Source organism: Anaerobacillus alkalilacustris (assembly GCF_001866005.1).
GTDB classification, from domain to species: domain Bacteria; phylum Bacillota; class Bacilli; order Bacillales; family Anaerobacillaceae; genus Anaerobacillus; species Anaerobacillus alkalilacustris.
The window spans coordinates 700,092-715,676 of sequence record NZ_MLQR01000001.1; the positions used below are offsets into that span (position 1 = coordinate 700,092).

Sequence of the window (15,585 nt, forward strand, 5' to 3'; positions counted from 1 at the left end):
CAAATGACGAAATAGGTCGTTACTTACTCTTCTTTTTTCACTGTCCAAATTTTTGTTAATATTTCTTCGAGAATCTCCAAATATCGTATTGATGTAAACGATTTTGTTTTAATATTTATTTTTATTTTTTGCCCAGATGTTCCGACTGAAAACTCACGGCCCATTTTACTAATCATTTCAAAAAGCTTCACTCCATCAATACGTTGACTTTCTTCTTCTGTTAAGACAATGGAACATTGTTGAGGGTCTTCTGTTATCGATTCTACTTGTTCCTTTTGAGCTAGCAATTTGATAGAAGCTATTTTTAATAAATAATTTACTTCTTGTGGGAAATCGCCAAAACGATCGATCATCTCACTTTGAAGATCTTCAATATCTTCTTTTGACTCGATGGACTTAAAACGCTTATACATATCAATCTTTTGCTTTGAATCATTAATGTATGACTCTGGGATATAGGCATCGACGTTTAGATCCAGTTCTACTTGGTTTCGAACAGCTTCTGTTCCCTTATCTCCTTTACGTTCCTCGATTGCCTCTTTTAGCATTTGGGAATATAAATCAAAACCTACAGAAGCAATAAAACCATGCTGCTGCGCTCCTAATAAGTTTCCTGCTCCTCGGATAGATAAATCTCGCATGGCAATTTTAAATCCAGACCCTAGCTCGGTAAACTCTTTAATTGCTTGTAACCTTTTTTCTGCAACCTCAGATAAAACTTTATCTTTTTGATACGTGAAATAAGAATAGGCTACGCGATTGGAGCGTCCTACCCGTCCTCTTAACTGATATAGCTGTGACAAGCCCATTTTATCAGCATTATATACAATTAACGTATTCACATTTGGAATGTCTACACCAGTTTCAATGATCGTTGTTGTTACTAAAACATCACTGTTCGCTTCTAGAAAATCAATAATAATAGACTCTAACTCAGTTTCATTCATTTTTCCATGGGCAAACGATACTCTTGCATCCGGCACGAGCATAGCAATTTTATCAGCCATTTGAGCAATATCTTCTACTCTATTATATAGGAAGTATACTTGCCCACCTCTACTTAACTCTCTTTCAATTGCTTCGCGTACTAGACCTTCGTTATATTCAACAACATAGGTTTGAACCGGAAAACGGTTTTCTGGTGGAGTTTCAATAACCGATAAGTCACGAACCCCTAACATCGACATATGCAATGTTCTTGGAATCGGTGTGGCTGTCAATGTTAATACATCTACATTCGCTTTTAGTTGCTTAATTTTCTCTTTATGTGTAACACCAAAACGCTGTTCTTCATCAATAATTAGCAACCCTAAATCCTTATAAATAACATCTTTAGATAAGAGGCGGTGTGTTCCAACCACAATATCTACGGCTCCTGACTTCAACCCTTTAAGTGTCTCATTTTGCTCTTTTCTTGTTCTAAAACGGCTCAACAGGCCAATATTAATTGGATGGTCACTAAAACGCTCACGGATCGTCTCATAATGCTGTTGAGCTAAAATAGTTGTTGGAACTAAGAATGCAACCTGCTTTCCATCCATTATTGCCTTAAACGCAGCACGAATTGCTACTTCTGTTTTCCCATACCCAACATCACCACAAAGTAGGCGATCCATTGGCCGTTGTTTTTCCATATCTTCTTTTATTTCCTGAATACAACGAAGCTGATCTTCGGTTTCTTCATACGGGAAAGATCCTTCAAATTCTCTTTGTTCGAGACTATCTTTTGAGAACGCATAGCCTACACTAGCCTCTCTTTCTGCATAAAGCTTAATTAAGTCATCAGCAATATCCTCAACTGAAGATTGAACTTTTTTCTTAACTTTTTTCCAATCAGTGCCACCTAAAGCATAAATCTTAGGATCTTTATCCTCTTGACCAACATATTTTTGAACTTGATCAATTTGTTCAACTGGAACATATAACTTGTCATTCCCTGCATACGTAATATGGAGGTAGTCTTTATGGATTCCATTAATCTCTAAGGTTTGAATACCTAGATACTTTCCGATCCCATGATTAATATGAACAACCAAGTCTCCAACTTTTAACTCAGAATAATTTTTAATTCTTTCGGCATTTGAAAGCTTTTGTTTTCTTTTTGGTCGTTTTGTTTTTTTCGTAAATATCTCTTCTTCTGTTATCACAATTAGCTTTTGTAGAGGCAACTCAAAGCCACCTGTTAATTGGCCCACAGTAATTTGACATGAACCACCAACAAGTTCAGAAGAACTTTCTAATAAGTTTGCACCAATCTTATAATCTTCCAAAATATCTTCCATTCGCTTAGCCCGCTCTAGATCAGCTGAAGAAATCACAATTTTATACTCTGCTTTTAACCATCGATCTACTTCGCTTTTTAAAAGGTTTAATTGACCATGGAAGTTTTGCATTGTTTTACAGTTGAAATTAACTATATTTTTTGGACTCGTATGAGGAACGTGCCGTAAGAAAAGTGAAAAATAAACAAATGGGACGTTTGTCTGTTGAATCATTTCATCCAAATTTTTTGACATCGTAAGTTCAGAAATAATAGCACCTTGACTTAATAATGTTGTTTGCCATTCGGCTTCTTCTTTTTCAAGATTGACACCCATTTCTTGCACACGACTAATTTCATCTATGAAAACGACACCATTTTCTGGCAAATAATCAATGAGGGTCGTTACTTTGTCATAGTACAAAGACATGTATTTGTACATACCTTCAAATGAACTTTTTCTATTTAATAGCTCGACTTCGTAATTTATTTGATCTACTAATGCTTCTTTAACTTTTGCATTTTTTACTTTTGTTAAAGTAGTAGATAAACCTTCCTTTAACCTTTTCGCTCCTAACTCATAGTTTTTTTCTTCCAAAATAACTTCTTGAGCTGGTCCTATATTTATATGTTTTAACTGTTTTTGAGATCTTTGAGAATCGACGTCAAAAAATCGAATTGAATCTACTTCTGTATCAAATAATTCAATTCTTAAAGGCATTTCTTCTGTTAAAGGGTAAATATCAATAATCCCGCCGCGTAAACTAAACTGCCCCGGACTAGAAACCATATCAGACCTTTGGAAACCAGCCTGCACTAATCTTTTTAGTGTTTGCTCAACATTAATCTCATCGCCCACTTTAAATACTATTTGAGACTGTTTCCAAATATCTTTAGGTGGTAACAACCGTCTTAAGCCTGAAATTGGCGCAATTACGATTCCTGTTGATTGTTGTTTACTTAAAAAATTTAAAACTTCTATTCGTTGCCCTCGCATTTCTGGACTAGCAACAGCAATTTCAGACGAGATTAACTCGTTTACAGGATATAGATAAACTAGCTCCTCTCCCACAAGACTAACTAAATCATCATATAATTTTTGTGCTTGAAATAGATTATTGGTAACTATTAATTGTGGTCGCTTCGATTGTTCAAATATGGAAGCTAGCAATAAAGTTCTTGCCGAGCCTGTTAGCCCTGATATCATCTGTTCAGTCAACTGAGCTTCAATACCATCCAAAACGGCTCTTACATCATCATCTTGTAAAAAAAACTTTTTCAAACCGAACAAAGCTTTTGCCTCCCCCTTTATATACATTGTACCTCTTTATCTCGAAAAATGTTTTTTCAACTTCCGCTCATATTCAATTACTTGTTTTAACCAAAGCGAAAATGCTTTGGTAGGCACCAAAGCTAAGCGTCTCGTACAAAATATTAACTTCCCTGAATTATTGAATAAACGTTTGATTTTCGTGAAAATGCGGATTTCGCTCTAATGCTTCCTGGCAGTCTTCACAAATCGTATCAACGTGAATATCTCCTGTTTCATCATATCTGATCATTTCAGTTCTCTCAGATTGATCTAACTGATGAAATCCTAATTTTTGAGCTTCTATTTGATTTTGTTCTATTTTTCCTACAGAAATCCCACAATGGCGACACTGATAATGGATAGTCATAAATATTCCTCCCTAATCATAACATTTTTCTCTCGCCTTTAGTATGTAAAAGTCTCTTTTCACTCTTCTTAGTAAGATGAGAAGAACCACTTTAACTAAAAAACACACAAAGTAAAAGACATGAAAAATTCTTATTATAGTATGAACGATAGGGAGGTATTCTATGCAGTTATTAATTAAAACTATTCATCACATTCAGGAAGTCTTTACTTAACCAACTTTCACAAGCATTCGCTGCATGTTGAACAGAATCATGAACATCTTGCTTTTCGGTTGGGGGGAAAGTACTAAGAACATAATTAGCTACCGCAATTCCAGATTCAGGCCTTCCAATACCAACTCTAATCCTTTTAAAATTTTCGGTACCTAAATGGGCTAGCAATGATTTTATACCATTATGCCCACCATGACCACCTTTTTGCCGTAGGCGTATTTTTCCTGGTGGTAGATCTAAATCATCATAAACAACCAGTACATTATCGATATCGATTTTATAAAAATCGATTAAAGGTCGAACTGCTTCACCTGATAAATTCATATAGGTAAGCGGTTTTAATAAAAATACCTTTTCACCACCAATGGTCTCATAGCCAAATAAACCTTTCCACTTTTCTTGATTTAAGGTAATGTTTAAGTTTTTGGCACACTGGTCTATTACATGGAACCCAACATTATGTCTAGTATCCTCATACTTTTTTCCTGGGTTACCAAGTCCAACAATTAACTTCACCTATATTTCCTCGCTTTCCTTCACTAACACATAAATATCTATCTTCCCTACATTCGCTAAAACTTTATGAATTCCTTTAATAAATCCTTAATTACATAAAAAGGCATAACCTAACGGCTATACCTTACAAATTTTATTCTTCTTGCGCTGAATTTTCAGCTTCAGCTTGGACTTCTTCTTTATCAGCTTTTTCTTGCTGTTCGTCTGGCTCATTTGCTAATGTTGGTGCTAAAATTGACATGATCCCTTCTTCTGGCTCATTGTTGATTTCATATTTATTACTAACTGGTAAATCCCTAACTTGTAAGGAGTCACCTATCATCATATGTGTAATATCAACTTCGATTGCTTCAGGTATATCAGCTGGTAATGATCGAACAGAAACTTCATAAAGAGTTTGCTGAATGATACCACCATCTGCAATTCCTGCTGCTTCACCAACTAAATGAACCGGTACATTAGCATCCATCTTTTCCTTCATGTTAACTTTGTAAAAATCAACATGGATAAGATCACCTTTCAAGTCATCAACTTGAATATCATTAGCGATTACTTCATGAGTCCCACTATCCGTTGCCAAAAAGATAATCCCATTTTTACCAGTAACCTTTATTGTCTTTAAAAAGTCTATTCCATTCACAAAAATCACTTCACTAGGGAGGCCTTTCCCATAAACAACTGCAGGGACATTGCCTTCTTTTCGAAGTGCCCTTAACTCAGATCCTTTTAGTTCATCTCGATTACTTGCTTTCAACATAGTTCCCATTGTTTTTTCACCTCATAATTTTTCATTACTTTATATGGTGTACCCATTACCGAGGCTTTTTAACCAATAATTACTATGAAAAAATTTCATAATCAAAATTATTGTAAATTTGAATTCCCCTAAAAAGTGAACTTTAAGCTACATCTAGTCAAGAACCATGTCGCCCAACTAAACGTAGCTTCTTAAAGCAATAACTATATTAAATCCTATTTAGTAAACTATTTATTCATTAAATAAAGAACTTAATCAAAAAGTACACTTACAGATCTTTCTTCATGAACATGAATAATAGCTTTTGCTAATAACGGAGCAACAGACAACGGCTTAACCTTATCAATTAATTTATCTTCACTTAATGGAATTGAGTTTGTAACAACTAATTCTTTAATTTTTGAATTTGCAATTCTTTCAATCGCCGGACCAGAAAGAACTGGGTGTGTACAACATGCATAAACTTCTTTCGCTCCGCTCTCTACTAATGCATTTGCTGCTAGAGTAATTGTTCCAGCAGTATCAATGATGTCATCAATAATAATAGCTGTTTTACCTTCAATATTGCCGACAATGTTCATAACTTCTGATACGTTTGGCTTAGGACGGCGCTTATCGATGATTGCAATTGGAGCCTTTAGTCGATCTGCCATTTTTCTTGCTCGAACTACACCTCCATGGTCTGGTGATACGATTACGATGTCATCAAGTTGCTTTTCTTTAAAGTAATCCGAAAGAAGAGGCACAGCTTGAAGTTGATCAACTGGAATATCGAAAAAGCCTTGAATTTGCGTAGCATGTAGATCTAATGTAATAACACGAGTTGCACCTGCTGTTTCCAGTAAGTTTGCAACTAGTTTAGCTGTGATCGGCTCACGAGCTCTTGCTTTACGGTCTTGACGTGCATAACCATAATAAGGTAATACAACATTTATCGTTTTTGCCGATGCACGCTTTAATGCATCGATCATGATTAATAATTCCATAATATGTTCATTAGCAGGTGCTGAAGTCGATTGAATAACGAATGTATCACAACCTCGAATACTTTCTTCAATGTTAATTTGAACTTCACCGTCACTAAATCTCGCTACTGAGCTTTTTGATAGTGGAACACCAATCTTTTCTGCAATTTGTTCTGCTAGCATTGGATTTGAATTTAACGTTAATACTTTTAAACTTGGATCATCATATTTGACCATTATCGGACTTACCCCCATGAATAAATACTTATTTTTTTCCTTTTAACTTCTTGGCATAATCAGGTTTGTTTGTTTGTCTTTCTCGCGCAACAGCTAATGCATCTCCTGGCACATCATGAGTAATTGTAGAACCTGCTGCCACATATGCGTTAACACCGATTGTCACCGGTGCTATTAAATTTGAATTACAACCAATGAATGCTCCATCTTCAACTTTTGTTAAATGTTTATTTGTTCCATCATAATTAACAGTAATAGATCCGCACCCTAAATTAACATCATTGCCTATGTGGGCATCACCAATGTAACTCAAGTGAGACGCTTTACTCCCTTTACCAAATGTAGATTTCTTAACCTCTACAAAATTACCTATCTTCGCTTCATCACCAATTTGTGATTCTGGTCTAATATGTGCGAAAGGACCGATAGTAACATGATTTCCAATTTCACTATTAGATACAACCGATTGTTTAATAAAAGTTTCGTTTCCTATCGAACTATTAATTAGTTCTGTATTAGGTCCGATTTGACAATCTTCACCTACAATTGTTTTTCCTTTTAACATTGTCCCAGGAAGAATAATAGTGTCCCTCCCTATAGTAACATCAGCCTCGATATACGTATTTTGAGGGTCAATGAGTGTAACACCATTTCTCATATGCATTTCATTAATGCGCTTTTTCATAATTTCTTCTGCATTTGATAAGGCAACACGATCATTAACTCCTAATGTTTCATCAAAGCTGCTCGTTTGGTATGCCGCAATTAATTGGTTCTCTTTTTGTAAAATTTCAATAACATCTGGTAAATAATACTCACCTTGCGCGTTATTGTTTCCTACTAATTTTAACACCTCAAAAAGTGCTTTATTATCAAAACAGTAAGTTCCTGTATTAATTTCAGTTATCGAAAGCTCTTCTTCTGACGCATCTTTTTGTTCGACAATTTTCTTAACTACCCCACTCTGATCTCGTACTATTCTCCCGTAACCAGTAGGGTTACTAGCTTCTGCTGTAAGGATAGTAGCTTTTGCTCCAAGTTCTTCATGGTAATTTAGTAACTCTTCCATCGTTTCTTTCGTAATGAGAGGTGTATCACCGCAGAGTACAATAGTAACTCCATCTTTATCCTTTAACAAAGACTCCGATTGCATAACTGCATGACCCGTTCCTAACTGTTCTTCTTGTAATACGTACGTTACTCCGTTACCTAATTGTTCTTTTACTTTTTCGGCACCATGTCCAACAATAACAACAGTTTCTTCAACCCCAATTTGGGAGACTTGATCCACTACATGTTGTACCATAGGTTTACCGCAAACAGAATGAAGAACTTTATAAAGTCGGGATTTCATTCTAGTCCCTTGACCAGCGGCTAAGATTACCGCAAAACGATTGTTCATAGCTATCCTCCAACGGTTCTTTTTTTCCATTACGAATATATCTTAAAACGGTTGTCTTTTCAAGCTAACATTAACATTTCGTTAAAAACGTTTTTAGAATATGTGTACATTTACTTATAAGATTTTGATTTATTACTAAAAATATACATTTTATATAGAATAAGGACAAACGTTTTTACAGGAATTTACAAACTCTATTCGCGTGTCTTAGATTTAAATACCACCGAAAAATTTTCGCAAAAAAAATGACTAAGGATTTTATAAACCCTTAGTCATTTCGGTATTTGTTGTTATGAAGCACCTGCTTCTTCATATTCAACTTGTTCAATATCTCCAGCTTTTTCATATTCAGCTAATACTGCTGATTGAATTTTTTCTCTCGTTTGAGAGGAAATTGGATGTGCGATGTCTCTAAATTCGCCATCTGGAGTTCTTTTACTTGGCATTGCTACAAACATACCATTATTTCCGTCAATCACTCGGATGTCATGGACAACAAATTCATGATCGATCGTAATGGATGCTATTGCACGCATGCGCCCTTCCGTATTAACACGGCGTAGTCTCACGTCTGTTACTTCCACTTCTGCCACCACCTTTTTCCAGTTAAATAAGTCTTTTAATAAATTCAACACTAAATCTTCATTTCCTTCTTAAAAAAACGAAAAATTATAAAAATAAACTTAGTTTTCTTCATTTTTAAACAACGTTCACAAAATTTCCAAATCTAATAAACATATGCGCCTATTTATTAACAAGAAAAGCGCAAGCGCCTTGGTCACGAGCAGCTGCTCCTGTGCCACTCCGTTTGCTCGTCGCAAAGCAGCTTCGAAGTAATCCAAGTAGTAGCTTCACTGGGGCGGCCTTTGACAGAAGCCGCTCTTTGGCTTCCGAAAAGGACTGAAGTGACCGAGCTCGTAGGCGCTGAAGCTAGACAGTTTCCAAGTTAGAAACTTATAAATTCTGATACTGTAAAAAAAGCTAATATTTGGGTATTGGTTTTTTATCAAATATACCATCCCAAATATTAGCCACTTCGTTTTTATCATTCTCTTAACCAACACTAGACATTGCTAAAAGCAAGCTTACTTAACTAAAGCAATTACCTCTATTTCAATCAATACATCTTTCGGTAATCTAGCTACCTCAACACAAGATCTAGCTGGTTTATGGTTTGAAAAGTATTTTTCGTACACTTCATTAATTAAAGGAAAATCGTTCATATCTTTAATAAAAACTGTAGTTTTTACTACTGTTTCAGCTGATGCACCAGCTTCCTTTAACACAGCATCGATATTTTTTAGCACTTGCTCCGTTTGCTCTTGAACATTTCCCTCAACCAGTTCCCCATTAGGCTTTAACGGTATTTGACCCGAACTATAAAACAAATTATTTACAACTACTCCTTGTGAATAAGGACCAATAGCAGCTGGAGCTGCAGATGTTTGTACAATCTTCATTACTCATTCTCCTTCATTTGTTTTAGTTTTTCAAAGAAGTTTCCAAATTCTACTTTCACTAATTTATCTTTAGTATTAACCTCTGACAATTTAGTCATTGAAATATATTGGTCAACAAGCCTTTCCTCTTGATGATTAGCCTCAACTAATACACCAGTACCAACAACATTTGACTGGAATTCATCTACAAGATTTATCATCCCTCGTACCGTTCCACCGGCTTTCATAAAGTCATCGATTATTAAAACATTTGAGCCTTCTTTAAGGCTTCGTTTAGCTAAAGACATTGTCTGTATTCTCTTCGACGATCCAGATACGTAATTAATACTAACGAGAGAGCCTTCTGTAATACGATGTTCATGTCTAACAATACAAACAGGAACGTTTAAATAAGTAGCTACTGCATACGCTAAAGGTATTCCCTTAGTGGCCATAGTCATAATTACATCGACTTTCTTATTTGCAAACATAGTGGCAAAATAACGACCAATTTCATTCATAAGCTTTGGATTACCTATGATGTCCATCATGTATAAATAACCACCTGGCAATACGCGATTAGGGTCCTCTAACTTTTGACACAAATCTTCGAGAAATACCACTATTTCATCATTACTAGCTGTAGGGATATACTTTACTCCTCCACTAGCACCTGCTACTGTTAATAACAAACCAATCTCTTGATCTTCAAACATTTCTTTAATGATTGTTAAATCTTCACTTATAGACGATTTTGCCGACTCGTATCGATCTGCAAAATAAGTTAACGGTATTAACTGATGTGGATTATGTATTAAGTAATTGGTCATGTCTACTAAACGGCCACTTCGACGAAACTTCTTCATAACTACCTCCAAAACCCGAATATTTAACAGTAATACTACACTTTTGTACGGATTTTATCAATAGTAACGTTCTCCCAGTAATCGTACAGCGTATACTTCATTACAAAAACCCCTTAAACCATTATAAATGCGCGCGGCTCTCGATTCGTGCTTGACGAGGGCAAAAACAGTTGGACCACTCCCACTCATTAATACACCATCAGCGCCAAAGCGGATCATCTGCTCTTTAATTCGTTGCACCTCTGGATAGAGCTTAAACGTTACTGACTCTAGTACGTTCCCTAGTTGTTTACAAATATTTTCATAATCACTGCTGTTAATTGCTGATATCATCTCATTTATATCAGGGTGGTCAATCTGATCTACCTTTAAGTTCCGATATATTTCTGCAGTAGATACACCGATAGGAGGTTTCACTAATATTATCCAACAAGGAGGTGGGGCGGTAATATGTTCAATCCTTTCACCTCTACCTGTTGCTAATGCCGTGCCACCATAAACGCAGAAAGAAACATCTGAACCGATGTATGCCCCTAGAGTCGCTAATTCATCTATACTCAAATGTAAACTCCAAAGTTTGTTTAAACCTCGCAGAGTAGCAGCTGCGTCACTACTACCACCTGCAAGTCCAGCTGAAACCGGAATATTTTTCTTAATTGAAATATGTACGCCTTTATTAATTTGATAGCGGTCCTTTAATAACTGAGCTGCTTGATAAGCTAAGTTTCTACTGTCATTTGGGACAAAACCCTCAGAAACATCAACGATAATACGATTTTCTTTTAATAAAGTTAATTCAATACGATCTGCTAAGTCAACTGTCGTCATGATCATCTCAACTTCATGGAAACCGTCTTCCCTTTTATGAAGAACATCAAGAGATAAGTTAATTTTCGCAGGAGCTTTTATAGATATCTTCATCTTAAATCACCTTCTACTGTTCCATATGCTTAGGCTATTTTATCATTTGTTGCCTCTACAAACCACAAATTTCATGTAAATCATGACAAAATTTTCTAGCGCTTACTCCTATTAGATTTTATCAGCATTACCTAGTAGAAAGAAGTATATAACCTTTGAATTAAGATTAAATGTATATTTTTCTTAAGCCTATTAGAAAAGCACAAGCGTCACAGCTCTAGGTGTAAAAAGAAATTATGCTTCTGCGCTTTCTAGTAATGCTCTGAAGCAGGCTTCCTTTCATGTAGTAATTTAGGTCAGTAGCTTGACTGGGGCGAGCAAGCTTTCTAGTCGTTACGACGTTGGAGCTAGACAGTTTTCAAGTTAGAAATTTATAAATTCTGATACAGTAAAAAAACTGACTCATTTAAGGATCATCCCCTAACGAGCCAGTTATCGTAACAAAACTAGTTATTGTTATTGCTATTGCCTTTTATTAGCAAGCTTTTGTTCAGCAATCTCTACGGCGCGCTTGACCATATTTCCAGCATCACGCGAACGTATTCCACCCCAGCCTTCTTTTTGGACAACATCGTAAAAGCCAAGCTCTTTAGCTAGCTCTTCTTTAAATTGCTGAGACATAACTCCTCGCCTTCTGGCCACACAAACAACTCCTTTGTTGTAGAAATGTTACGACATTAATAGTATAACCTGCTGAGAACTAATTTTATCAAAACAAAAAGAGGTATACTCACATGTCTAAATTTGGCACCTCCATTAAAAAGTATTTAATAAATACTTTTCTAGGGAGAAGTCAAACCTCATATGAGCATACCTCTTTTCCAACTAGTAACTATTCAACCTCTACAGCTGTAGGGCTTTCATCCTCACACACAGTTAATTGTACGGTCTCTGTTAAAACGTCTGTATAACTGTAAGACACTCTTTCGAAGGCGTTTTGCTCTTCATCTAGCTTAATAATAAATACAGACGGGTATGTTTCTTCAAGTAAACCAGAACGTTCAACAGTCTTTCTGCGGCCACCATTCGCTTTTATTGTAATCCTCTTTCCAATATTAGCGTCTAACGTTCGCTTAATATCAACTAACGTTTTTCCCATTATTGAAACCACCTCACTTAGTTAAAGTGTAACATAATCGAGCAATAATGTCAAACAAAATTAAAATTATAGCAAGGAAATGAATCGATTGTCAATACTATTTTTTCAACTTTTTTTGACTAAATATCACAAATTTTAGTATGGCTTATATTTTAGATATTATGTAAATTAATTTTTATGCACTATGAATTCCTATAACTCAGTCTTTTTTTACTACTACAGAAATTAAACAGGAGCAATGCCGCTCCTGCTTTTTGTCAATAAACGTAGAAAAAGAAAAGATTTTATTTCTTATCATTCTTTCTATCGTAATAAATTTCATCATCATTCTTGGTTGGCATTCCCCTTCTTAATAGCCCTCTTGTTTCAATACCACCTAAACCTTTTTCTCCGGTTAGTGTATTTCTTAACAATTCCCAGACACTTACACTATCCATAAACGACGTTAAACTAACTTTCGCTGCAATGTATACTGGATCTAAGGCATGAATGTTTATTCGGTCAGGAGAGCTTGCAAAATTAGCCCCAGCTCTTATTAAAGTTTCAAAGTAAGATTGACAAGCGCCTGCAAAAATAACCAAATGATCAATATGCGGTTCAAATTTCCTAGCTTCCCTTACAGCTTCTGCGAAATATTTTGTATTTCTATAAGCTTTCATCTCATTTTGATCACCTTTACTGCTCATGTATGCGTCATGACCAGTAACAACAAGGATATCCGGTCGGACCATTTCTAATAAAGAGGTAATTTGTAAAGGAATCTCTCTTTCTTCCATATGGACACCATAAATAGGGACACCTAGTTTCTCATACAAATCTGTACACCTCTTCAAATATACAGGATCTCCATCAATGTGCAAAATCCTTCCAGGAAGTTCAAAATAGGAACTATTTGATCGGTATCCAGCCGTCATCACATATTCACTCTTTTGCCTTAACATACGACTATCTTGTCTAAATAACCGATAGCAATTTTCTTGTTTCTTCTTTTCTTCTTCATGTCTCAATTTTCTATCTTGTTCATTGACTAAAACTAGGTCATTTATTGGAGCGTCTGCAATGAGTCTCATCTCTTCCCCTACAATTGTGACAGTTTTGTCATTATCTATTTGATAAATTCGGAATAATATATCATAATCATATGATTTTCTCAAAACAAAATCGCCGACTTTGAATTTCATAGCACACCTCCTCATCTACAGCCTATGAGAGAAGGTGTAAAACAGTGCGGACACTTAATGAATTTCATAATCCATCATTATCGCCACTAAGATACTATATCTAGTTTGCGGTTAGTAGTTTTTACGACTTTAATCATAAGAACTTCTCTCCACCAAAATATTAAAGTACTTTTTTAAACCAAAGAGATTTGTCCTAAATTCACAACAGTTAAAAAAGCACAAGAAAAGCGCAAGCGCCTTGGTGGCGAGCAGCTGCTACTTTGCCACTCCATTTGCTCAGGAGCAATTGTTTTCCGTGCGACGAGTAATCGCAGGAGCAATTGTTTTCCGTGCGACGAGTAATCGCAGGAGCAAAGTAGCATGAAGCATCATCAAAGAAGCAATCCAGGAAGTCAGTGAAGTCAGAAACTTGACTAAAGTGACCGAGTTCGTAGGCTGCTTGCGTTAGACAGTTTCCAAGTTAGAAATTTATAAATTCTGATAAGCAAAAAAACGTACAGACTCTGTACGTTTTTTGCTTATCATTTAAAAATTCTTGTTTATTAATACTGAAACTTTATCCAATATTTACAACTTTATATTTCCATATCTATGAGAGCATTTGCTAATAACGCAAACTCTTCCATACTTAACGTTTCTCCTCTTCTAGTAGGATCAATTTCACACTCTTGTAAAACTTTTTCTAGTTTTTCTCTTTCATTTTTTGTATATAAATTGTTAGTAAGGTTATTCATTAACGTTTTGCGACGTTGGGCAAAACTTGCACGAATCAGTTTAAAGAAAAATCCCTCATCTTTAAGCTTCACTGGGGGTTCATTTCTTAATGTAAGTTTTAATACAGCCGAATCAACATTCGGTTGAGGTACAAATACTGTTTTAGGAACAATCATCTCTGTTCGTGCCTCTGCATAGTATTGTGCAGCAATTGATAATGAACCATAATCTTTTGTTCCTGGTTTCGCAGCAATCCTCTCAGCAACTTCTTTTTGTATCATTACAACAATCCCGCGAATTGGTAACTTTTCTTCAAGAAGCTTTAACAGAATAGGTGTTGTCACATAATACGGTAGATTAGCTACAACCATTAAATCTTGGTTCTCTTTAAAGTTCTCACGTATAACTTTATGTATATCAGCCTCTAACACGTCGGAGTGAACCACTGTAACGTGAGGGTACGCAGAAAGCGTCTCTTTTAAAATCGGTAATAATCGTTGATCGATTTCAAAGGCAACTACCTTTTCACATCTTTTCGCTATTTGCTCTGTTAAAGCTCCGATACCAGGGCCAATTTCAATTGCCCCTGATTCATTCTCAAGATCTGCACAATCAACAATATTATTTAATATGTTAGTATCAATTAAAAAATTTTGACCAAGACTCTTCTTAAAAGTAAACCCATACTTTTTTAAAATATCCTTCGTTCTATTGGGTGTCGCTATATCCTTACTCATTTTCTTCCTCCTTTAACACTTGACAAATTGCTTCAGAAAATTCTTCTTTTGTTATTTTAAACATAAGTAACCGTTTATAAAGCTGTTTTCCATTAGTAAAACCAATTTTTAAAAGATCACCTAACCGTTCTCTTCGTTTTCTAGCATTTTTTCCACCGATTAACCCAAAGGCCATTAAATCGTCTGAACTAATTTGTTCTAGCCAATCATCCGACTCTTGTTGAGCATCCTTCAGCGCTAACCTAATTGCATCAGCTGTAGCATTTTCCACACCAAGATTATTGCCCTTTTTTGAAATCGCTTCTTTTTTAGGCAAAAATGCATGTTTACAACCAGGAACCTGCTCACTGATTATTTTTCTAATTCTTTCACCTGGATAGTCAGGGTCCGTTAGCACAATAACGCCTCTACGGTCCTTTGCAAACTTAATTTGCTCGATAACCTTCTTACCTATGGCAGACCCACTTGTTTCGATTGTATCGGCATCTACGGCGTTTTTAACGGCAACAGTATCATCCTTACCTTCAACGACGATAATTTCTTTTATTTTCATATAGCCTCCATTTTCCATTTTCTTAATAAGTGAATTTCATAACGC

Annotated in this window: 15 protein-coding genes; all 15 read right to left on the reverse strand. The window is 35.6% G+C overall.

Going from position 1 to position 15,585, the window contains the following annotated elements; translation table 11 throughout:
- Window positions 1-23: 23 nt before the first annotated feature.
- On the reverse strand, window positions 24-3,551 hold the full coding sequence (gene mfd, locus BKP37_RS03360; protein ID WP_071308406.1) for a transcription-repair coupling factor: 3,528 nt from the start codon (window positions 3,549-3,551) through the stop codon (window positions 24-26).
- A 157-nt stretch (window positions 3,552-3,708) separates the two neighbouring features.
- A complete protein-coding gene (fin, locus tag BKP37_RS03365; protein WP_071308271.1) occupies window positions 3,709-3,939 on the reverse strand; it encodes an anti-sigma-F factor Fin in 231 nt (76 codons plus the stop codon).
- Between the two features lie 172 nt (window positions 3,940-4,111).
- Window positions 4,112-4,669 (reverse strand): aminoacyl-tRNA hydrolase, encoded by a 558-nt coding sequence (gene pth / locus BKP37_RS03370; RefSeq protein ID WP_071308272.1) that lies wholly within the window; start codon window positions 4,667-4,669, stop codon window positions 4,112-4,114.
- A gap of 133 nt (window positions 4,670-4,802) precedes the next feature.
- On the reverse strand, window positions 4,803-5,435 hold the full coding sequence (locus BKP37_RS03375; RefSeq protein WP_071308273.1) for a 50S ribosomal protein L25/general stress protein Ctc: 633 nt from the start codon (window positions 5,433-5,435) through the stop codon (window positions 4,803-4,805).
- A 242-nt stretch (window positions 5,436-5,677) separates the two neighbouring features.
- Entirely contained in the window at window positions 5,678-6,628 is a 951-nt protein-coding gene (locus BKP37_RS03380; protein WP_071308274.1) for a ribose-phosphate diphosphokinase, read from the reverse strand.
- Window positions 6,629-6,656: 28 nt separating this feature from the next.
- Window positions 6,657-8,030, reverse strand: coding sequence for a bifunctional UDP-N-acetylglucosamine diphosphorylase/glucosamine-1-phosphate N-acetyltransferase GlmU (gene glmU, locus BKP37_RS03385; RefSeq protein ID WP_071308275.1), 1,374 nt, complete (start codon window positions 8,028-8,030; stop codon window positions 6,657-6,659).
- Window positions 8,031-8,320: 290 nt separating this feature from the next.
- Window positions 8,321-8,614: a septation regulator SpoVG gene (gene spoVG / locus BKP37_RS03390; RefSeq protein WP_071308276.1), complete on the reverse strand. Its 294-nt coding sequence runs from the start codon at window positions 8,612-8,614 to the stop codon at window positions 8,321-8,323.
- Window positions 8,615-9,115: 501 nt separating this feature from the next.
- On the reverse strand, window positions 9,116-9,490 hold the full coding sequence (locus tag BKP37_RS03395) for a RidA family protein (protein ID WP_071308277.1): 375 nt from the start codon (window positions 9,488-9,490) through the stop codon (window positions 9,116-9,118).
- Window positions 9,490-10,335: a pur operon repressor gene (gene purR / locus BKP37_RS03400; protein ID WP_071308278.1), complete on the reverse strand. Its 846-nt coding sequence runs from the start codon at window positions 10,333-10,335 to the stop codon at window positions 9,490-9,492. Before purR ends, BKP37_RS03395 begins: the two co-directional genes overlap by 1 nt.
- A gap of 57 nt (window positions 10,336-10,392) precedes the next feature.
- The gene (gene ispE / locus BKP37_RS03405; RefSeq protein WP_071308279.1) at window positions 10,393-11,256 is read right to left on the reverse strand and encodes a 4-(cytidine 5'-diphospho)-2-C-methyl-D-erythritol kinase; all 864 of its coding nucleotides are present in this window, start codon (window positions 11,254-11,256) and stop codon (window positions 10,393-10,395) included.
- 462 nt (window positions 11,257-11,718) lie between these two features.
- Entirely contained in the window at window positions 11,719-11,898 is a 180-nt protein-coding gene (locus BKP37_RS03410; RefSeq protein WP_071308280.1) for a small, acid-soluble spore protein, alpha/beta type, read from the reverse strand.
- A gap of 190 nt (window positions 11,899-12,088) precedes the next feature.
- Window positions 12,089-12,355 (reverse strand): biofilm formation stimulator Veg, encoded by a 267-nt coding sequence (gene veg / locus BKP37_RS03415; RefSeq protein WP_071308281.1) that lies wholly within the window; start codon window positions 12,353-12,355, stop codon window positions 12,089-12,091.
- Window positions 12,356-12,639: 284 nt separating this feature from the next.
- A complete protein-coding gene (gene yabG / locus BKP37_RS03420; RefSeq protein WP_071308282.1) occupies window positions 12,640-13,536 on the reverse strand; it encodes a sporulation peptidase YabG in 897 nt (298 codons plus the stop codon).
- A 575-nt stretch (window positions 13,537-14,111) separates the two neighbouring features.
- Complete coding sequence (rsmA, locus tag BKP37_RS03425; RefSeq protein ID WP_071308283.1) at window positions 14,112-14,987, reverse strand: 16S rRNA (adenine(1518)-N(6)/adenine(1519)-N(6))-dimethyltransferase RsmA; 876 nt, start codon at window positions 14,985-14,987, stop codon at window positions 14,112-14,114.
- Window positions 14,980-15,540, reverse strand: a complete 561-nt coding sequence (rnmV, locus tag BKP37_RS03430; protein WP_139193044.1) for a ribonuclease M5 — start codon at window positions 15,538-15,540, stop codon at window positions 14,980-14,982. Before rnmV ends, rsmA begins: the two co-directional genes overlap by 8 nt.
- Window positions 15,541-15,585: the final 45 nt, after the last annotated feature.